At 70.2% G+C, this 19,872-nt stretch carries 20 protein-coding genes; 9 read left to right on the top strand and 11 right to left on the bottom strand.

The features are described 5' to 3' along the window. Positions 1–50: 50 nt before the first annotated feature. Entirely contained in the window at positions 51–1,004 is a 954-nt protein-coding gene (locus tag AB0M67_RS20310; protein WP_365747253.1) for a hypothetical protein, read from the bottom strand. Positions 1,005–1,218: 214 nt separating this feature from the next. On the opposite strand from AB0M67_RS20310, the gene AB0M67_RS20305 reads away from it, so the two are divergent. Then, positions 1,219–1,449, top strand: a complete 231-nt coding sequence (locus AB0M67_RS20305) for a hypothetical protein (RefSeq protein WP_365747251.1) — start codon at positions 1,219–1,221, stop codon at positions 1,447–1,449. A 55-nt stretch (positions 1,450–1,504) separates the two neighbouring features. Here the strand turns inward: AB0M67_RS20305 and dhaK are convergent, their stop codons facing one another. The 5 genes from dhaK to ychF form a co-directional block, all read right to left on the bottom strand. Continuing rightward, the gene (dhaK, locus tag AB0M67_RS20300; protein ID WP_365747249.1) at positions 1,505–2,500 is read right to left on the bottom strand and encodes a dihydroxyacetone kinase subunit DhaK; all 996 of its coding nucleotides are present in this window, start codon (positions 2,498–2,500) and stop codon (positions 1,505–1,507) included. Between the two features lie 42 nt (positions 2,501–2,542). Then, positions 2,543–3,238, bottom strand: coding sequence for a dihydroxyacetone kinase subunit DhaL (gene dhaL, locus AB0M67_RS20295; RefSeq protein ID WP_365747247.1), 696 nt, complete (start codon positions 3,236–3,238; stop codon positions 2,543–2,545). Positions 3,239–3,260: 22 nt separating this feature from the next. Next, positions 3,261–4,115 carry an HAD-IA family hydrolase gene (locus AB0M67_RS20290; RefSeq protein WP_365747245.1) on the bottom strand — a complete coding sequence of 285 codons (855 nt, stop codon included), beginning with the start codon at positions 4,113–4,115 and terminating at the stop codon, positions 3,261–3,263. Between the two features lie 2 nt (positions 4,116–4,117). Continuing rightward, the gene (locus AB0M67_RS20285; RefSeq protein ID WP_365747244.1) at positions 4,118–4,972 is read right to left on the bottom strand and encodes a class II fructose-bisphosphate aldolase; all 855 of its coding nucleotides are present in this window, start codon (positions 4,970–4,972) and stop codon (positions 4,118–4,120) included. Between the two features lie 205 nt (positions 4,973–5,177). Further along, positions 5,178–6,266 (bottom strand): redox-regulated ATPase YchF, encoded by a 1,089-nt coding sequence (ychF, locus tag AB0M67_RS20280; RefSeq protein WP_365747243.1) that lies wholly within the window; start codon positions 6,264–6,266, stop codon positions 5,178–5,180. Positions 6,267–6,587: 321 nt separating this feature from the next. Here ychF and AB0M67_RS20275 point away from each other — a divergent pair, with 321 nt between their 5' ends. Beyond that, a complete protein-coding gene (locus tag AB0M67_RS20275) occupies positions 6,588–7,151 on the top strand; it encodes a DUF6542 domain-containing protein (protein WP_365747241.1) in 564 nt (187 codons plus the stop codon). Positions 7,152–7,179: 28 nt separating this feature from the next. Here the strand turns inward: AB0M67_RS20275 and ppgK are convergent, their stop codons facing one another. Together ppgK and AB0M67_RS20265 are read right to left on the bottom strand one after the other, a co-directional pair. Further along, on the bottom strand, positions 7,180–7,917 hold the full coding sequence (ppgK, locus tag AB0M67_RS20270) for a polyphosphate--glucose phosphotransferase (protein WP_365747239.1): 738 nt from the start codon (positions 7,915–7,917) through the stop codon (positions 7,180–7,182). Between the two features lie 128 nt (positions 7,918–8,045). Beyond that, positions 8,046–9,074 (bottom strand): 4-hydroxy-3-methylbut-2-enyl diphosphate reductase, encoded by a 1,029-nt coding sequence (locus tag AB0M67_RS20265; protein WP_365747238.1) that lies wholly within the window; start codon positions 9,072–9,074, stop codon positions 8,046–8,048. Between the two features lie 85 nt (positions 9,075–9,159). Between AB0M67_RS20265 and AB0M67_RS20260 the strand changes: the two genes are divergently transcribed. From AB0M67_RS20260 to AB0M67_RS20245, 4 genes are all read left to right on the top strand, one after another. Beyond that, entirely contained in the window at positions 9,160–10,638 is a 1,479-nt protein-coding gene (locus tag AB0M67_RS20260; protein WP_365747236.1) for an APC family permease, read from the top strand. A 168-nt stretch (positions 10,639–10,806) separates the two neighbouring features. Further along, positions 10,807–12,015, top strand: coding sequence for an exodeoxyribonuclease VII large subunit (xseA, locus tag AB0M67_RS20255; protein WP_365747234.1), 1,209 nt, complete (start codon positions 10,807–10,809; stop codon positions 12,013–12,015). A gap of 78 nt (positions 12,016–12,093) precedes the next feature. Then, positions 12,094–12,351, top strand: coding sequence for an exodeoxyribonuclease VII small subunit (locus AB0M67_RS20250; protein ID WP_365747232.1), 258 nt, complete (start codon positions 12,094–12,096; stop codon positions 12,349–12,351). Positions 12,352–12,511: 160 nt separating this feature from the next. Next, positions 12,512–13,099: a malonic semialdehyde reductase gene (locus AB0M67_RS20245; RefSeq protein ID WP_365747230.1), complete on the top strand. Its 588-nt coding sequence runs from the start codon at positions 12,512–12,514 to the stop codon at positions 13,097–13,099. A 57-nt stretch (positions 13,100–13,156) separates the two neighbouring features. Here AB0M67_RS20245 and AB0M67_RS20240 read toward each other — a convergent pair whose 3' ends face one another. Then, positions 13,157–13,777 (bottom strand): DUF4245 domain-containing protein, encoded by a 621-nt coding sequence (locus AB0M67_RS20240; RefSeq protein WP_365747228.1) that lies wholly within the window; start codon positions 13,775–13,777, stop codon positions 13,157–13,159. Positions 13,778–13,900: 123 nt separating this feature from the next. On the opposite strand from AB0M67_RS20240, the gene glpX reads away from it, so the two are divergent. Further along, positions 13,901–14,932 (top strand): class II fructose-bisphosphatase, encoded by a 1,032-nt coding sequence (gene glpX, locus AB0M67_RS20235; protein WP_365747226.1) that lies wholly within the window; start codon positions 13,901–13,903, stop codon positions 14,930–14,932. A 154-nt stretch (positions 14,933–15,086) separates the two neighbouring features. Here the strand turns inward: glpX and AB0M67_RS20230 are convergent, their stop codons facing one another. Together AB0M67_RS20230 and AB0M67_RS20225 are read right to left on the bottom strand one after the other, a co-directional pair. Further along, positions 15,087–15,461, bottom strand: coding sequence for a WhiB family transcriptional regulator (locus AB0M67_RS20230; protein ID WP_129770557.1), 375 nt, complete (start codon positions 15,459–15,461; stop codon positions 15,087–15,089). Between the two features lie 180 nt (positions 15,462–15,641). Further along, positions 15,642–16,340, bottom strand: a complete 699-nt coding sequence (locus AB0M67_RS20225; RefSeq protein ID WP_365747224.1) for a DUF1707 domain-containing protein — start codon at positions 16,338–16,340, stop codon at positions 15,642–15,644. 258 nt (positions 16,341–16,598) lie between these two features. Between AB0M67_RS20225 and AB0M67_RS20220 the strand changes: the two genes are divergently transcribed. Together AB0M67_RS20220 and AB0M67_RS20215 are read left to right on the top strand one after the other, a co-directional pair. Then, positions 16,599–18,263 carry a fumarate hydratase gene (locus AB0M67_RS20220; protein WP_365747222.1) on the top strand — a complete coding sequence of 555 codons (1,665 nt, stop codon included), beginning with the start codon at positions 16,599–16,601 and terminating at the stop codon, positions 18,261–18,263. Between the two features lie 164 nt (positions 18,264–18,427). Continuing rightward, a complete protein-coding gene (locus tag AB0M67_RS20215) occupies positions 18,428–19,825 on the top strand; it encodes a class II fumarate hydratase (RefSeq protein WP_365747220.1) in 1,398 nt (465 codons plus the stop codon). Positions 19,826–19,872: the final 47 nt, after the last annotated feature.

Genomic DNA, 19,872 nt, shown 5'->3' with positions numbered 1-19,872 from the left:
CGGCCATCCGGGCCCCGCCTTCCCGGCCCGCTCGATCGACCGGACAGGACCTAATCCAGCGCCTCCCGCAGCACCCGATCGATCGCGGCCAGATGGCGTTCCACCTCGGCGGCATCCGCGCGCGCCCGCTCCAGCGCCGTCCCGTCCTCGGCGGGCCGTTCTCCGCTGCCCGCCCCGGTCCCGTCACCGTCGACGCGGTGCCGCGCGGACAGCGCCTCCGCCAACTCCCGGTCCGCCCGCGCATAGCGCCTCAGCTCCGGAATCCGCTCCCCGAGCTCGGCGCGGACCGCGTCCAGGCGCCGACGCAGCGTATCCAGCTCGGAGGTGGTCCTGGCCAGCTCCCGTTCCTCCGCGGCGAGCCGCTCACCGCTCTCCTCGGCCCGGTGCAGCGCCTCCCGGATACGCGGCCCGAGCGCGTCCAGCTGGTCCTCGTTGAGCCGCACCAATGTGCCGCAGTCCGCGGTCAGAGTCCGCTCGGCGGCGTTGTCCCGGCCGCGCAGCGCCGTCAGGCGTTCGTCCACCACCTGTTGCTGTCCACTCAGCGCGTCCAGCGCGTCCGCCAGCCGTTCGAGCCGGCGCAGCTCCGCGATCCGCTCCCGCAACTCGGCGTGGTCCGCGAGGCGTTGACGCAGCTCGTCCTCGGCGGCGGCAAGCCGCTCCAGGGCCGCCCGGTCGTCACGCAACCGCCCGTGGAGCGAGGTGAGTTCCGCCAGCCGCTTGTCCAACTGCTCCGTCAGCCGCTGACCGGGCCGGGCGGCCGTCACCAGGCGGGGCGCCTCGGCGGCCAGCGCCGGCAGCTCCTCCAGCGCGTCGAACAGGCCGAACAGCCCTTCGAGCGCGGCGACGCCATCGCCGTCACGTTCCTCCGCGAGCGCCGCCGCGGCCCAACGGAGCGAGGCCCCCAGCGCCGAAAGGGCCGCTGCGGCCCCGGCACCGTCCGTGAGCGCACCGCGTAGTTCCTGACGGGCCCGCTCGCCCGGGGACATGTCGTCCGCGACCGTCATCCGCACCCCCCGATTCCCTGTTCACACCGTCGTCCGAGGCAGCGTAGCGCCGAAGTCCCCACCGGCAGCGGCACTTGCCCGGCCTGGCTCCCCGCGTCCCGCCGATGGCGTGAACACCTCCCTCGGCGCCCCCGAATACGCCTGCGGTACGGGCCTGTTCGGACCTAAACTGCGCACCCGGGCCCGCCCCCATCCGGAAGGAGCTCCCGTACCCGTGCCCCACCGCACACCGGACAGCACCCCCGTATCGGCCGCCGGCTCCCCGCGGCCCGTGGAACCCGTCCTGACCGCACGGGTGTTGGCCCTGCTCGGCGATGTCGCCGCCGCCGAGCAGCAGCCGCGCGAGGCCCGCCACTGGTACCGCCGCGCCCTGGACGCCCCGGACGGCGACCATGCACACGACCACGCCCGCGCGGCCCTCGGAACCCACACGGCCACGTCCTGAGGCGTGGCTCGCGGCGTACGGCTCGCCGCCCTCGCACTCGGCACGGTCCACGTACTCAGAACACCCGAATCGGGATCTCCGCGGGGTCGGTGAGCAGATCGAGGATCTCGTCGTCCAGTCGGACGAGTGTCACGGAGGCACCGGCCATGTCGAGCGAGGTGCAGTACTCGCCCACGTAGCTGCGCCCGACCTCGATACCGCGCCCGGCCAGCTGCTTGTGGGCCAGGCCGTACACCAGATACAGCTCGCCGACCGGTGTGCCGCCGAGGCCGTTCACCATCAGTGCGACACGGTCACCTGAGGAGAACGGCAGATCGTCCACGACCGCGCTGACGAGTTCGCGCACCATCGCGTCCGCCGACCGGAGCTTCTCGCGCTTCCTGCCCGGTTCACCGTGGATGCCCACGCCCATCTCGACGGAGTCCTCGGGCAGTTCGAACAGCGGCGAACCCTTCGCCGGTGGCGTGCACGCGGTGAGCGCCATGCCCATGGTGCGGGTGACGGAGTTGACCTTCTCCCCGATCCGGTACACCTCGTCGAGATCCGCACCCCGCTCGGCGGCGGCGCCGACGGCCTTCATCACGAAGAAGTTGCCGGCCACCCCGCGCCTGCCGACGGTGTACGTCGAGTCCTGTACGGCCACGTCGTCATCGATGAAGAGGGTACGGACGGTCACCCCGTCGGCCTGGGACAGCTCCTCGGCCATCTCGAACGCCATCCGGTCCCCGGTGTAGTTGTTGACCAGCAGCAGCACACCCTTCGGGGACGCGACCAGCTTGACCGTCTCGTAGACGAAGTCGGCGGGCGGCGCGGCGAACACATCGCCGGGGCAGGCGGCGTCGAGCATCCCCTTGCCGACGGACATCACATGCGCCGGCTCATGCCCTGATCCGGATCCCTGCACAAGGGAGACCTTGTTCTCCCGTGGGGAGTCGGCCCGCATGATCAGGTTGTACTCAGGCACGTACTTCAGCGTGTCGGGGTTGGCCAGGGCCAGTCCCTCCAGCATCTCCGCGACGTAGTCCTTCGGGTCGTTGACGAACTTCTTCATGCCGTGACTCCTCGTCGTCCTGCCGGTCCCGGGTATCCGCCGTCAGTCGCGTGCGTCCCACTCGGCGGCGACGCGCTCCGCCATGACCGCGATCGCCACCGCGCCCGGGTCCGGCGAGCCGATGCTGCGCTCGCCGGTGTAGCTCTGGCGTCCACGTCTGGCCCGCATGGGCGCGGTCGCGTCCGCCGCGGCGCGGGCGGTCGTGGCGGCCAGGGCGGCCAGCTCCGTACCACCGGGGGCCGGTTCACCGTCGGCCAGCCGCCGTTCCAGGGCGTCGGTCATCGGTATCAGCGCGTCCAGCAGCGTCTTGTCACCGAGGTCGGACCTGCCGCGCACCTTGATCCCCTCCGCGGCGGCCCGCAGCATGGCCACCGCGTCGGCGGCGGTCAGCTCCGGCCGGTCCTTCACCGCGCCGGCGGCCCGGAGGAAGGCGGTGCCCCAGAGCGGCCCCGATGTGCCACCCACCCGCTTGGAGATCACCAGGGCGACCTTCTTCAGGAATTCGGCCGGCGAGTCCGAGGCGAGGGCATCCCAGTCGCTGAGCACGATCTCGAAGCCGCGGGCGAGCGAGTACCCGAAATCCCCGTCTCCCGCGACGGCGTCGAGGTCGCCGAAGGCCTTCTCGTTGTCCACCGCGGTCCGGGCGATGGACCGGACGACGAAGGTGAGGTCGGCGGCGGACGTCGACGGCGATGGCGACGATGGCGACGATGGCGATGGCGACGATGGCGATGGCATGACTCTCCTGACTGCCGCGACGTCAGTGCGGTCGGGGGCGGGGGCGGAGGGGGCCGGGGTCGAGCGAGCCGGGGTCGAGCGAGCCGTACGACTCGTCGCCACCCGCGGTGAGCAGGGCGGCCAGATCCGCGAGCACCACATAGCGCCCCGGGTGGACACCGAGTGGATCGCTCAGCACCCGGGTGACGGTCTCCTCGGGCGGCGGATCGCCGAGCGAGCTGACCACCAAGGAGGCCCCGGTGAAGTCCTCCTCGCCGGTGTAGGCGCTGGTCGTGACCGCGCAGGCGAGCCCGGCGCCGAGCGCGGCCAGCATCCCGTTCCGGCTGTCCTCGATCGCGACGACGTCCACGGGATCCAGCCCGAGCCCGCGCACGGCGAAGGCGTAGATGTCCGGGGCGGGCTTCTTCCGCTGGACCACGTCCCCGGCGAACACGCTGAAACGAGCGGCCAGTTCCGGCCCCATGGCGAGTGCGAGCACGCTGCGGACGGACGCCTCCGCGGAGGTGGAGGCGACCGCGAGCGTCCATCCGGCCCCGTGCGCCGCCGCGGCGACCCGACGCACGCCGGGCCGGGGCGGAATGCTTCCACCGCGGATGATTCCGGTATAGATCTCGGTCTTGCGCCGATGCCAGTCGGCGACCCGCTCATCGAGCGCGGCCGGGTCGGAGGGCAGACCGGCGGCGGCGACGAAGTCGGGGGTCAGCAGCGTCCGCATCCGCTCCTTGCCCCCGCCGACCTTCACCTTCTCCGCGTACTCCGCGTCGCTCCACCGCACAGGCAGACCGAACTCCTCGAACGTCTCGTTGAAAGCGGGCAGGTGCCCGTCGCGTTCGGTGTCGGCGAGGACACCGTCGCAGTCGAAGATGAGCGCGGGCACGGCTAACCCGCCCGCCCGGCGCTGCCGAAGAGCCTCATCAGCGAACCGGCCAACTCGACGACGTCCTGGCGTACGGCCCGGAAGAGCGACGGCGGATCCCACTTCTGCCGCTCCTCCGCCGTCCGGAGGAAGGCCAGGTTCGACTTCATGTACGTCTCCTTGAGGGCCGTCGAGATATTGACCTTCGCGCACCCCCGGGAGATCAGGTCGCGGAACTGCTCGTCGGAGAGTCCACTGCCGCCGTGCAGCGCGATCGGCACCGGATAAGCGGCCACGAGATCGGACACACGCTGGGCGTCGAGCACCGGCGCCCGCTTGTACGACCCGTGTGCGTTCCCGATCGCCGGTGCGAAGACATCGACCTGCGTGGTCCGCAGAAACTCCAGTGCGACCGCGAGACTCTGCTGCTCGGCGGCGGCGTCGCTGCCCACATCGTCCTCCACGCCGGTGATCGACTCGATCTCCCCCTCGACGGCGGCCCCGTACGCGCGGGCCTCCGCGACGACCTCGACGGTCTGCCGCATGTTCTCCTCGACCGGCAGCTTGGAGGCGTCGAAGAGCACCGAGTTCCAGCCCCGCCGCAGGCACTCGGTGATGACCTCGCGTTCCGGGCAGTGATCCAGATGCAAGGTGACAGGCACCTCGATACCGGCGGTCATCGAGGTCCACATGGCGTAGAGGACATCGCTCCCGATGGATTTGACCGTCTTCACGGACGTCTGCACGATCAGCGGCGACGCGTTCTCCACCGCGGCCGCCAGCACGGCCTCCAGCGTGAGGTCGTTGAAGACATTGATGGCCGGCACGGCGTAGCGCTCGTCGAAGGGCTTGACGAGGATCTCGGTCAGCGATGTCACACCCACAACGCCTCCACGGCTCCGCCCCCGCCCCTCCATTCCACGCCCAGGCATCTCCCCCCGCCACTTTTGCCCCCGGGCACGGTCGACCGATGGCGGCGCCCTCCCATCAGCACGGGATCGACGAAGGGGTCGGGCTCACAACAGCCCGACCCCTTCTGACCTGCATGTTCGCCACATCAGCGAAGTGGCGTTAGGTCACCCGCTACACGTTGAAGCGGAACTCGACCACGTCGCCGTCCTGCATCACGTACTCCTTGCCCTCCATGCGGGCCTTGCCCGCCGCGCGGGCTTCCGCCACCGAGCCCGTTTCGACCAGGTCGGCGAAGGAGATGACCTCGGCCTTGATGAAGCCCTTCTGGAAGTCGGTGTGGATCACACCGGCCGCCTCGGGGGCCGTCGCGCCCTTCTTGATCGTCCAGGCGCGGGATTCCTTGGGGCCCGCCGTCAGGTAGGTCTGCAGGCCCAGGGTGCGGAAGCCGACGTGGGCCAGGGTGGCGAGGCCCGGTTCTTCCTGGCCCACCGACTGGAGGAGTTCCAGGGCCTCGTCGTCGGCCAGTTCGGCGAGGTCGGACTCCAGCTTGGCGTTGAGGAAGATCGCCTCGGCGGGGGCGACCAGGGCGCGCTGTTCGTCCTTGAACGTGTCGTCCGTCAGCTCGTCCTCGTCGACGTTGAAGACGTAGAGGAAGGGCTTCGTGGTGAGCAGGTGCAGCTCGCGCAGGGGTTCGGCCTTCTCGGTGCCCTGGAGGATGCCGGCCGAGAAGAGGGTTTCGCCGGTCTCCAGGATGGCCTGGGCCTCCTCGATGGCCTTGACCTGGGCCACGACCTCCTTCTTGATACGCGACTCGCGCTGGAGGCGTGGGAGGACCTTCTCGATCGTCTGGAGGTCGGCGAGGATCAGCTCGGTGTTGATCGTCTCGATGTCGTCCTTGGGCGAGACCTTGCCGTCGACATGGACGACGTTCTCGTCCTTGAAGGCCCGGATGACCTGGCAGATCGCGTCCGATTCACGGATGTTCGCCAGGAACTTGTTGCCCAGGCCCTCACCCTCGGAGGCGCCGCGCACGATGCCGGCGATGTCAACGAAGTCGACCGTGGCCGGAAGGATCTTCTGCGAGCCGAAGATCTCCGCGAGCTTGTCCAGACGCGGGTCGGGCACGCCGACCACGCCGACGTTCGGCTCAATGGTGGCGAACGGGTAGTTGGCCGCCAGCACGTCGTTCTTGGTCAGGGCGTTGAACAGGGTCGACTTGCCGACATTCGGCAGGCCGACGATTCCGATCGTGAGCGACACGTTGGCGACTTCCTGAAGTGAGGACTGGCTGATGGCCGTGGGCGGCCCAGGGCGGGCCGATCTCCCAGTTTACGGGCGGGCCGAAGCCGCCACCGACGGGCGCCGGGCGGTTCGGTCCGGGCGCCCGGCGTCGAACTCAACGCCAAGCTCGCCCAAAGGGCGTGTCCAACGCCTGCTTCGTCGTCCCGGGCCACCTACGTTGGTCCGGTGGAGCAGCACAGGACACGTCAGCCTCAGCAGCGTCGGCAGCGCCCCCCGAGCCCCCGCACAGGGACAGGCGCCGGGACCGGCACCAGGGCCCCCGGCGGCTACCGCGTTCCGGTGGCGCCCCGGCCACGCGTGTCGCCGTTGGCGCAGCGGCTGCGCAGACTGCCCAATCCACGGTTCACCGGGCTCGGCGCGGGCCTGTTCGCCGCTGCGACGATGCTGGGCATCGGCTTTCTTGACCGGCTGCTCCTGGACGGCGCGCCGCTGGTCTACGGGGTGCTGTTCCTGCTGGTCAGCGCGGTGACCGCGCTCTGGGTACGTACCGCCGACCTGGTCACGGCGCCGATCGGCGTGCCGATCGCCTTCGCCGTCGGCGCGTATCCGATCGCCGACGGCACCGGCGGCTTCGGCGGGCAGACCATGGCGCTCGTCACCACCCTGGCCGTGCACGCGGGCTGGCTGTACGGCGGCACGCTCATCGCCGGGCTCATCGCGTCCGTACGGAAGGTACGGCAGATGGGCCGACGCCAGAACGCCCGGGAGGCGGCGGTCCGAGCCGGAGCGACCCGGGCCGGGGCCACGGCATACCGCTCAGCGGGCCCCCGCCCCGGACCCGGACCCGGCCCCCGGACCAGGGCCCCCGGAGCCACCGTGCCCAGGGCCGTCCGCCGCGGCTAGGGCGTGTCCAGGTCACGCCCCCCTACTGTTACTTCCCCGCCGCCGTCATCGCCGCGCCCACGATCCCCGCGTTGTTCTGGAGCTCCGCCGGCAGAATCTCGGCCCTGATCCCCTCGATGAGAGGGATGAACTTGTCGGCCTTGCGGCTCACCCCGCCCCCGATGATGAAGAGATCGGGCGAGAACAGCATCTCCAGATGGGCCAGATACTTCTGGACGCGGTGCGCCCAGTGATGCCAGCTCAGGTCCCCGTCCTCCTTGACCTTCGTCGACGCCCGCTTCTCCGCCTCGTGGCCGTCCAGCTCCAGATGGCCCAGCTCGGTGTTGGGCACCAGCTTGCCGTCCATGAAGAGCGCGCTGCCGATCCCCGTACCGAAGGTAAGCAGGAACACCACACCCTTGCGGCCTCTGCCGGCGCCGAAGGCCATCTCGGCCACCCCCGCCGCGTCGGCGTCGTTGAGGAGCGTGGTCCGCAGGCCCAGCCGCTCGCCGAGCAGCTGCCCCGCGTCCGTATCGATCCAGGCCTTGTCGACATTGGCGGCGGTACGGATCACCGAGCCCGTGACCACCCCCGGGAAGGTGATGCCGACCGGGCCCGACCAGCCGAAGTGCCGTACGACCTCCACCACGCCGTCGGCGACGCTCTCGGGCGTCGCCGGGTGCGGTGTCAGCACCTTGTACCGAGGTTCGACCAGATCACCGCGCTCCAGGTCCACGGGCGCACCCTTGATGCCCGAGCCACCGATGTCCACTCCGAAGACGTTCATGGACACAACGTTACGGGCAGATGCTGACAGCGACTTCCCGGACGGTCGCTTTGGCCCTGCCCGTGGGCCGGGCACCCCCCGCGCCCATCCAGGCCCTTAGAGGCCGCGCGAATAGGTGGCGCGGACTCTTACTTCTCCGAGAGGGCCGCCGCCTCGGCGCGCAGGTCGCGGCGCAGCTCCTTCGGCAGCGAGAACGTGATCGACTCCTCCGCCGCCTTGACGATCTCGACGTCCTCGAAGCCGCGCTGCGACAGCCACTCCAGCACGCCTTCGACCAGGATCTCCGGAACGGACGCGCCCGAGGTGAGACCGACCGTGGTGACGCCGTCGAGCCACGCCTCGTCGATCTCCTCGGCGCCGTCCACCAGATGGGAGGCGCGCGCGCCGGCGCCGAGGGCGACCTCGACCAGCCGGACCGAGTTGGAGGAGTTCTTGGAGCCGACGACGATCACGAGATCGGCGTCGGCGCCCATCTGCTTGACCGCGACCTGGCGGTTCTGGGTGGCGTAGCAGATGTCGTCGCTCGGCGGCGAGATCAGCTGCGGGAACTTCTCCTTGAGCGCCCCGACCGTCTCCATCGTCTCGTCCACCGACAGCGTGGTCTGCGAGAGCCAGACGACCTTCGACTCGTCGCGCACCTCGACATTGGCGACATCGTCCGGGCCGTCGACGAGCGTGATGTGGTCCGGGGCCTCGCCCGACGTACCGATGACCTCTTCGTGTCCGTCGTGGCCGATGAGCAGGATGTCGTAGTCCTCGTTCGCGAACCGGACGGCTTCCTTGTGCACCTTCGTGACCAGCGGGCAGGTCGCGTCGATGGTGGCCAGGCCGCGGTCCGCCGCCTCCTGGTGCACGACGGGCGCGACGCCGTGGGCCGAGAACATGACGATCGAGCCCTCGGGGACCTCCGCCGTCTCCTCGACGAAGATCGCGCCCTTCTTCTCCAGAGTTCTGACGACGTACTTGTTGTGGACGATCTCGTGACGGACGTAGATCGGCGCCCCGTACTGCTCCAGCGCTTTCTCCACGGCGATCACGGCGCGGTCGACACCGGCGCAGTAACCACGGGGAGCGGCGAGCAGGACGCGTTTGCCGGCGCGGCGCACGGCGTCTCCACTGGGGGTGGCGGCGGGCGACGGGCGGGACTGTGCAGTCATGCGTCCCATCGTAAGGCCGTCCACAAGAGGCGGGACGGCAGGCGGCGGCCGGAGACTGGGCCTACGCGATCGACGGAGGGACGCGATGGCCGAGACCGGCGCCGGTTCGGACGGCCCGTCAGACCGGCCACCGGACGGGCCCTCGTCGGACGGGCCGTCGAAAGGCCGGCCGGACGCCAGGCCTGGGGCGGCGGCCCCGACGCCCGGGGGCGGCGAACTGCGGCGGACGCTCGGCTTCCGCGACCTCGTCGTCTACGGGCTCCTCTTCATCGCCCCCATGGCACCCGTCGGCGTCTTCGGAACGCTCGACGCCAAGTCCCATGGCGCCGTGGCCCTCGTCTACCTCGTGGCGACGGTCGCGATGGCGTTCACCGCCTTCAGTTACGCGCAGATGGTGCGGGTCGCCCCGCAGGCCGGCTCCGTCTTCGCGTACGCGCGCAAGGGGCTCGGCGAAGGGGCCGGGTTCATCGCCGGCTGGATGGCGATGCTCGACTATCTGCTGATCCCGGCGGTCGCCTATCTCTTCGCCGGGATCGCGATGGAGGCGCTCGTTCCGTCCGTCGACCGGTGGGTGTGGACCGCGATCGCCGTCGTGATCACCACCCTGCTCAACCTCTGGGGGGTACGGGCCGCGGCCCGGGTCGGGATGGCGGTGCTCGCCCTGGAGATCGTCGTCCTGCTGGTGTTCGTGGTGTCGGCCGTCACGGTGCTCGCGCGGAACGGCGGGACGCGCGGCTGGGCCACCCCGTTCACGAGCGACGTGGGCTTCTCCCCGGCCGCCGTACTGGCCGGGGTTTCGGTGGCCGTGCTGTCCTATCTGGGCTTCGACGCGATCGCGTCGTTCGCGGAAGAGGTGACGGGCGGATCGCGGCAGGTGGCGCGCGCCGTGCTGTCCTGTCTGGTGCTGGCGGGCGCGCTGTTCATCGCGCAGACCTATCTGGTGGCGCTGCTGGAGCCGATGTCCTCGGCGGAGCTCGCCGCGGATCCGGCCGCGCAGGGCTCCGCGTTCTATGACGCGGTGGACACCTCGGTCGGCGCCTGGCTGCACGATCTGGTGGCGGTCAGCAAGGCGATCGGCGCGGCGTTCGCGGCGCTGGCCGCGCAGGCGGCGGCCGGACGGCTGCTCTTCGCCATGGGCCGCGAGGGCCGGCTGCCGCGCGTGCTCTCGCGTACGGACTCGGGCGTGCCCCGGGTGGCGCTGCTGCTGGCCGCCGTGGTGACGCTGCTTGCGGCCGTGTGGGCGGCCCGGCGCGCCGACGGGCTCGACCGGCTGGTCTCGGTGGTGGACGTCGGCGCGCTGACGGCGTTCGTGCTGCTGCACGCGTCGGTGGTGGGGTGGTTCGCGGTACGGCGCGGGGACGGGCCGGTACGCCCGTTCCGCCATGTCGTGCTGCCGGTGATCGGCGCGGGGATCCTGATCGCGGTGATCGTGGCGGCGGCGGGCTCGGCGCGGGTCGCGGGCGCGATCTGGCTGGCCGTGGGTCTGGTGGTGCTGCTGGTGCAGCGGGGGCGAGGGCGGGGGCGGGGACCCGGACGACCGGCCCCGTTCACCGACAAGCCGTAGCCGGGGCCGGGGCTGGGGGCCGGGGGGCAGGGGGCCGGGGCCGGGGCTGGGGGCCGGGGGGCAGGGGGCTGGGGCCGCAACACCGCGGTCGTCGGGCCCGCGCGTCCGGCCCGTGCCCGTCAAGCCGCTTTCGGAGCGATGTCACAGGCGGCCGATACGCTCCCGTGTATGGCTCTCAATACGTCCGCGGAGGCTCCGCTGCCCGTCGGCGAGGTGTCGCGGCTCATCGGCGGATGGATCGACCGGCTCGGTGCCGTCTGGGTCGAGGGGCAGATCACCCAGCTCTCGCGCAGGCCGGGGGCGGGCGTCGTCTTTCTGACGCTGCGCGATCCGTCGTACGACATCTCGGTGAGCGTGACCTGCTACCGACAGGTCTTCGACGCGATCGCGGATGTGGTCTCCGAGGGCGCGCGGGTCGTGGTGCGGGCCAAGCCCGAGTGGTACGCGCCGCGCGGGCAGCTGTCGCTGCGGGCCACGGAGATACGGCCCGTCGGCATCGGTGAACTCCTCGTGCGGCTGGAGCTGTTGAAGAAGTCCCTGGGGGCCGAGGGGCTGTTCGCCGCCGACCGCAAGAAGCCGCTGCCCTTTCTGCCGCAGCTGATCGGGCTGGTGTGCGGGCGGGCCTCGGCGGCCGAGCGCGATGTGCTGGAGAACGCGCGGCGGCGGTGGCCGGCGGTGCGCTTCGAGGTCCGCAACACCGCGGTGCAGGGGGTCAACGCGGTGGCGCAGGTCGTCCAGGCGGTCAAGGAGCTGGACGCGCTGCCGGAGGTGGATGTGATCGTCGTGGCGCGCGGCGGCGGCAGCGTGGAGGATCTGCTGCCGTTCTCGGACGAGCAGTTGGTACGGGCGGTGGCCGCGTGCCGTACGCCCGTGGTCTCCGCGATCGGCCATGAGCCGGACGCGCCGCTGCTGGACCTGGTGGCGGACGTACGGGCCTCGACACCGACCGACGCCGCGAAGCGGATCGTGCCGGACGTCGGGGAGGAGCAGGACCGCGTACAGGCCCTGCGGGACCGGGCCCTGCGGACGGTACGGGGGCTGCTCGACCGGGAGGAGCGCGGTCTCGCCCACGCGCTGGCCAGGCCCGTGATGGAGCGACCGCACCGGATGGTGGACGAGCGCGCGGCCGAGGTGGACGCGCTCGCCGACCGGAGCCGGCGCGTGCTGCGGCATCTGCTGGACCGCGCGGACTCGGAGCTGTCGCACACCCGCGCCCGGGTGGTCGCGCTGTCGCCTGCGGCAACGCTGGAGCGCGGGTACGCGGTGCTCCAGCGGCCGGACGGGACGGTCGTACGCTCCCCGGACGAGGTCACCGCGGCCGAGGAGCTGCGGGCCAGGGTCGCGGAGGGTGAGTTCACGGTACGGGTCGCCGAGTGAGCTCCGGCGCGATCGTTGTCGGACCGCGCCTCCGGCGCGCGTCCAAGAAGGTCAAGAAGGTCTGAGAAGGTGGATCACATGGCCAGGACGGACGAAGACGCGACGCTCGGTTACGAGCAGGCGCGGGACGAGTTGATCGAGGTCGTACGGCGGCTGGAGGCCGGTGGTACGTCACTGGAGGACTCGCTGGCGCTGTGGGAGCGGGGCGAGGAGCTGGCGAAGGTCTGCCGCCGCTGGCTGGACGGTGCCAGGGCGCGGCTTGACGCGTCCCTGGCGGACGAGACCCCGGAACATGACGGCCGGAACGGCGGCGAGGCGGAAGCGCCCCTGTCCTGACGCCCCTGTCCTGACGCCCGGGGCCGGACTCCGGAGGCCGAACCTCCAGAGTCGCTGTGAGTCGAGTCACCCCACCGGTGATTTTTGTTGAAGGTTCACACATCCACTTGTACGGTGAATCCTGTTCATCGGATCCATCGCGCCCCCGGAAGGTACTTCCATGTCCCTCGTTCTCGACCCCGCCGCTCAGGACCTCCTCTTCCGTGAGGCACGTACGGCCAATACGTTCTCCGACGAGCCGGTGACCGAGGAGCAGGTGCAGGCCATCTACGACCTGGTCAAGTACGGCCCCACCTCGATGAACCAGTCGCCGCTGCGCGTCGTCCTGGTCCGTTCCGCCGAGGCCCGCGAACGCCTCGTACCGCTCATGTCCGAGGGCAACCAGGCCAAGACCGCCACCGCGCCGCTCGTCGCGATCCTGGCCGCGGACAACGAGTTCCACGAGGAGCTCCCCCAGCTCTTCCCGCACTTCCCGCAGGCCAAGGACTTCTTCGGTGACCGTTCGGTCCGCGAGCACACCGCCGCGATGAACGCCACGCTCCAGGCCGGCTACTTCATCGTCGGCGTCCGTGCCGCCGGGCTCGCCGCGGGCCCGATGACGGGCTTCGACCCGGCGGGCGTCCAGAAGGAGTTCCTGGACGACGACCACACCCCGCTGATGATCATCAACATCGGCAAGCCCGGCGACGACGCCTGGTACCCGCGCTCCCCGCGCCTCTCCTTCGACGAGGCCATCACCACCGTCTGAGCCCGCACATGAGCGAGGCCGCCGACCCGTGCGGGTCAGCGGCCTCGTCGCGCGTAGTCAGGACGCCGCGACTCCGGCCTTCTCAGCCTCCGGCTTCCCCGACTCCGGATCCCCGACCCCGGCCTTATCGGCCGTGTCGGCCTTGGCAGCCGTGTCGGCCTTGTCGGCCTCCAGCGCGGCGGCCATCTCCGCCAGCCGCTCGAAGGAGGCCGTACCGGTCACCACCGTCGTCGCGTCCCCGTCCGTCCGGACCAGGGCGTCGTACTTCGGCCCCTCCCAGCGCTGCCAGGTCTCGCCCGCCACCTGCTGCGTCTCGCCGGTGTCCTCGGCCTGCTGGCTGACCTCCGCGGCGTACTTCTTCGGAGCCCCCGTCGACTGCTCGACCGCGACATACTCGCCGTCCGGGGCCAGATAACCGAGGTGCCAGGCGTTCTCACTGGCGCGCTTGTACGAGACGGACGTCGGCTTCCAGGTCTCCGCCAGGCCCGCCGGCGCCAGCACCGGGTACGGCGCCGCGCGCCGCGCGGTCAGCAGCTCGACCCGGTAGTCGACCGCCTTGACCGGGATCGGCTTGTCGTCATGCGGGATGAACACATAGATCCCGGCGACGACGAGTCCGATGACCGCCATCGACAGGAAGAGGTCCCGCACCGTCTGTTTGCCTCGTGTACTCGCCACCGCACCATCGTCGCATCACCCCGCGGCGCTCATACGTGGGGCCCTCTGCTCAATCTGTCGTTGTACGGATAGAGTCGTATCACCCTCTTATCCGGCCGTCGCCGTACAGAAAGGTGCGCTCCGATGACCGAGCATCAACTACCGCCTCCCCTTGAGGTGTCTCCCGAGGCACCCGACCGCAACCTGGCCCTGGAGCTGGTCCGGGTCACCGAGGCAGCCGCGATGGCGGCCGGCCGGTGGGTCGGGCGCGGGGACAAGAACGGCGCGGACGGCGCCGCGGTGAACGCCATGCGCACGCTCGTCTCCACCGTGTCGATGAACGGCGTGGTCGTCATCGGTGAGGGCGAGAAGGACGAAGCCCCGATGCTGTTCAACGGCGAGCATGTCGGTGACGGCACCGGCGCCGAGGTCGATATCGCCGTGGACCCCATCGACGGCACCACCCTGAACGCCAAGGGCATGCCGAACGCGATCGCCGTCCTGGCCGCCGCCGACCGCGGGGCCATGTTCGACCCGTCCGCGGTCTTCTACATGGACAAGCTCGTCACCGGCCCCGAGGCGGCCGACTTCGTCGACATCAACGCGCCTGTCGCGGTCAATATCCGCCGGGTCGCCAAGGCCAAGCACTCCTCGCCCGACGATGTCACCGTCGTCATCCTCGACCGCCCCCGCCACGAGGGCATCGTCAAGGAGATCAGGGAGACGGGCGCCCGGATCAAGTTCATCTCCGACGGCGATGTGGCCGGTTCGATCATGGCCGCGCGCGAAGGCACCGGCATCGACCTGCTGATGGGCGTCGGCGGCACCCCCGAGGGCATCATCTCGGCGTGCGCCATAAAGTGCCTCGGCGGTGTCATCCAGGGCAAGCTGTGGCCCAAGGACGAGGGCGAGCGGCGGCGCGCGATCGACGCCGGGCACGATCTGGACCGCGTCCTGTCCACCGATGATCTGGTCAGTGGCGACAATGTCTTCTTCGTCGCCACCGGCATCACGGACGGCGAGCTGCTGCGCGGGGTGCGCTACCGCTCGGAGACCGCGACGACCCAGTCCCTGGTCATGCGCTCGAAGTCGGGCACGATCCGGCAGATCGACTCGACCCATCGGCTCTCGAAGCTCCGGGCCTACAGCACGATCGATTTCGACCGCGCCAAATAGCCCTCGCCGTCACCGTTTCCACGTGCGCGAGCCGGACCCGGTCCGGCCGACGGATACGGACCGGCGTTTACGAACCGGCGTATACGGAGGGGGCGCCCCAGCTGTGCGGCGGGGAGCCCCCTCCGTATCCGTACCGTCCGCGAACCGCTCCGCTTCAACCGGCGGCGGCGATCCGGTCACCCGCCGCGGCGGCCTTGCGCAACTCCACCTCGCGCCGCCGCCGACGGGCCAGCACCACCCGGCGCTCGGCCGCGGTCAGCCCGCCCCACACCCCGTACGGCTCGGGCTGGAGCAGGGCATGCTCCCGGCAGTCGACCATGACCGGACAGCGGGCACAGACCCGCTTCGCGGCCTCCTCCCGCGCCAGTCTCGCGGCTGTCGGCTCCTTGGAGGGGGCGAAGAACAGTCCGGCTTCGTCCCGGCGGCACACCGCCTCCGAATGCCAGGGGCCGGCCTGATCCTCCCGAGCGGGACTCCGCTGGGGCGGCACGGCGGCGACCTGCAAGGGCTGATGCGGCAGTTGCAGCACGGTCTACTCCTGACGACGGCTTCGCGAGCGAGAGACGATGAAGCTTTCCCTACCCGCTGTACGCACGCCTATGCACTGAGTGGCAGCCAGTTCGGAGTCCGGAACGCGGTGCGGAATTCCGGACGTGCCCTCCGCAACGGGACGCCTCTGGCCGGAAGTAGCCGAAAAAGGTCGTACGAGTCAGTGACCGAGGTGCTTGCGGAGCTGATCGCGGAGATCGGCGATGAACTTGCCGCGCTTCGGCTTGGCCTCCACATTGCCGAACACCGAGTATCCGTTCACGACGACGGTCGGCGCGTCCTGCTCCTCGGCCTCCAGCGTGACCACCTCGAAATTGCCGAAGATTCCCGTGCCGTTGCCGCGCAGCGTGATGTTCTGGGGGACCGTGATCTCGACATTGCCGAAAATGGACGTCGCGTTGATCACGGTGGTGCGCTGCCCGAAGAGCGCCTCGGTCAGATCGATCTCGATATTGCCGAAGAGCGAGAAGGCGTTGGTCCTGCGGCCGATGCGCCAGCGGCCCCTGCGGGTCGAACTGCTGAAGATCGCGACGAGGTTCTCGGCCGGGGCCTCGGGGTCCTCCGGACCGTATCCGTACGAGGCCGCCGAGGACGCCGTCGGCGTGACCGGGCGCCCGTCGGCCCCGGTGGCCGGCAAGTCGCGTACCAGCGGCTCCAGTTCGGCGACGGTCTTGGCCCGGTAGACGGAGTCGATCCGCTCGGCGTGCTCCTCGGCGTCCAGCCGGCCCTCCGCGAGGGCCTCCCGAAGGATGTCCGCGATCCGGTCACGGTCGGCGTCGGAGGCCCGGATGGCCGGGGGCTCCGCCGGCGCGACCGGCTTCTGCGCGACCGGCTTCTGAGGGTGCTTTTCGAGGTCCACGGCCCCAGGGTAGCGAAACGCGATAGATCGCGACTAGGGGCAGACCCGCCAGGCGTGTACCGGGCACGTCCCGAGCCCGTGCCGAACACCGCCCCGGGCCCCGCGTATCCGGCCCCGTAACCCCCAGGCACCCGCGAACCGGCACGACTGAGCCCTACCTCACAGCACCGCCGTCCGCACCGCGCCCTACGCTGGAGAACGCGTAGCGCGTCGCCAATGGAGGCCACGCCGCTGTCTGTCGAGTGAGGAATGGCCGTAATGCCGGAGTTTGCGTACTCGGATCTGCTTCCGCTGGGAGAGGACACCACGCCGTACCGGCTGGTGACCGCCGAAGGTGTCTCCACCTTCGAGGCCGACGGCCGTACGTTCCTCAAGGTCGAGCCGGAGGCCCTGCGTACGCTCGCCGCCGAGGCGATGCACGACATCTCGCACTATCTGCGCCCGGCCCATCTCGCCCAGCTGCGCAGGATCGTGGACGACCCCGAGGCGTCCTCGAACGACAAGTTCGTGGCGCTCGACCTCCTCAAGAACGCGAATATCGCGGCGGCGGGCGTCCTGCCCATGTGCCAGGACACCGGTACGGCGATCGTGATGGGCAAGCGCGGGCAGCGGGTACTGACGAGCGGCGGCGACGAGGAAGCCCTTTCGCACGGAATCTACGACGCGTACACGAAGCTGAATCTGCGCTATTCGCAGATGGCTCCGCTCACCATGTGGGAGGAGAAGAACACCGGCTCGAACCTGCCCGCGCAGATCGAGCTGTACGCGACCGACGGCGGCGCGTACAAGTTCCTCTTCATGGCGAAGGGCGGCGGCTCCGCCAACAAGTCGTTCCTCTACCAGGAGACCAAGGCGGTTCTCAACGAGTCCTCCATGATGAGGTTCCTTGAGGAGAAGATCCGCTCGCTCGGTACGGCCGCGTGCCCGCCCTACCACCTGGCGATCGTGGTGGGCGGTACGTCCGCCGAGTTCGCGCTCAAGACCGCGAAGTACGCCTCCGCGCACTACCTGGACGAGCTGCCGTCCGAGGGCTCCCCGACCGGCCACGGCTTCCGTGACAAGGAGCTGGAGGAGAAGGTCTTCGAGCTGACGCAGAAGATCGGTATCGGCGCGCAGTTCGGCGGCAAGTACTTCTGCCATGACGTACGGGTGGTGCGGCTGCCGCGGCACGGCGCCTCGCTGCCGGTCGCGATCGCCGTCTCGTGCTCGGCCGACCGGCAGGCCGTCGCGAAGATCACCGCCGAGGGCGTCTTCCTGGAGCAGTTGGAGAAGGACCCGGCGCGCTTCCTCCCGGAGACCACCGACGAACACCTCGATGAGGGACAGGTCGTCCGGGTCGACCTCAACCGTCCGATGGACGACATCCTCGCGGAGTTGACGAAGTATCCGGTCAAGACGCGGCTCTCACTCACCGGACCGCTCGTGGTGGCCCGTGACATCGCGCACGCCAAGATCAAGGAACGGCTCGACGCGGGCGAGGAGATGCCGCGGTATCTGAAGGACCACCCGGTCTACTACGCGGGTCCGGCGAAGACGCCCGAGGGGTACGCCTCCGGTTCCTTCGGCCCGACGACCGCCGGCCGGATGGACTCGTACGTGGAGCAGTTCCAGGCGGCGGGCGGCTCGAAGGTCATGCTCGCCAAGGGCAACCGCTCGAAGCAGGTCACCGACGCCTGCGGCACGCACGGCGGCTTCTATCTCGGCTCGATCGGCGGCCCGGCCGCCCGGCTCGCCCAGGACTGCATCAAGAAGGTCGAGGTCGTCGAGTACGAGGAGCTGGGCATGGAGGCGGTCTGGCGGATCGAGGTGGAGGACTTCCCCGCGTTCATCGTCGTGGACGACAAGGGCAACGACTTCTTCACCGAGCCGGCCCCGGCGCCGACGTTCACCAGCATTCCGGTGCGCGGCCCCGGTCTCGCCTGACGCCCGCACCGTCCGGGCCCCGCGGAGCCCGTCCTGGCCACGCGGGGCCTCTTCGACGCGCCCTCCCCGGCCTTCCTCCGGGGAGGGCGTTCCCGTCTCCACGACACTCACGGGGAACACATCGGATCAGCCGGACGCTCACCCTCGCAGGAGGTACGACGACGATGACGACCGACGAGAACCAGTACCGGACCGAGCACGACTCCATGGGTGAGGTACGGGTCCCCGCGCACGCCAAGTGGCGTGCCCAGACACAGCGCGCGGTGGAGAACTTCCCCGTCTCGGGACAGCGGCTGGAACGCGCCCATATCGAGGCCCTGGCCCGGATCAAGTCCGCCGCCGCCAAAGTCAACGCCGATCTCGGCGTGATCGACCGGGACATCGCGGGTGCGATCCAGGACGCGGCGGCCGAGGTCGCGGAAGGCCGCTGGGACGAGCATTTCCCGGTGGATGTCTTCCAGACGGGTTCCGGTACCTCCTCGAACATGAACACCAACGAGGTGCTCGCCACGCTCGCCACCGAGCGTCTCGGCCGTGAGGTCCACCCGAACGACCATGTGAACGCCTCGCAGAGCTCCAACGATGTCTTCCCGTCGAGCATCCATATCGCCGCGACCGCCGCCGTCACCGGTGAGCTGATGCCGGCGCTCGACCATCTCGCCGCCGCCCTGGAGCGCAAGGCCGAGGAGTTCCGGGACGTCGTGAAGTCGGGCCGTACCCATCTGATGGACGCCACGCCCGTCACCCTGGGCCAGGAGTTCGGCGGCTACGCCGCGCAGATCCGGTACGCCGGCGAGCGGCTGACCGCCTCGCTCCCCCGGCTCGCCGAGCTGCCCCTCGGCGGTACGGCGGTGGGCACCGGCATCAACACACCGCCCGGCTTCTCCGCGGCCGTCATCGCGGAGGTGGCCCGCGCGACCGGACTGCCGCTGACGGAGGCCCGTAACCACTTCGAGGCACAGGGCGCCCGCGACGGACTCGTGGAGACCTCGGGACAGCTCCGTACGCTCGCCGTCTCCCTCACCAAGATCGCCAACGATCTGCGCTGGATGGCCTCGGGCCCGCGCACCGGACTGGCCGAGATCAGCCTCCCCGATCTCCAGCCCGGCTCCTCGATCATGCCCGGCAAGGTCAATCCGGTGATCCCGGAGGCCGTGCTGATGGTGGCCGCGCAGGTCACGGGCAATGACGCCACGGTCGCGACGGCGGGCGCCGCGGGGAACTTCGAGCTGAACGTGATGCTCCCCGTGATCGCCAAGAACCTCCTGGAGTCCGTACGGCTGCTCACGAACGTCTCCCGGCTGCTCGCGGACCGTACGGTCGACGGCATCACGGCCCATGTCGAGCGGGCCCGTCAGTACGCCGAGTCCTCGCCGTCCGTGGTCACCCCGCTGAACAAGTACCTCGGGTACGAGGAGGCCGCGAAGGTCGCCAAGAGGTCGCTCGCCGAGCATCTGACGATCCGCGAGACGGTGTTGGCGGGCGGCTATGTGGAGCGCGGGGATCTCACTCTGGAGCAGCTCGACGAGGCGCTGGATGTGCTGCGGATGACGCGCCCATGAATACGTAGGTGTGCCGTGGCGCCCCGAACGACAGGACCTAAGATCTG

This window comes from Streptomyces sp. NPDC051662 (assembly GCF_040681655.1).
Taxonomy (GTDB): Bacteria; Actinomycetota; Actinomycetes; order Streptomycetales; family Streptomycetaceae; genus Streptomyces.
This window is presented reverse-complemented; position numbering and strand designations above follow the sequence as displayed.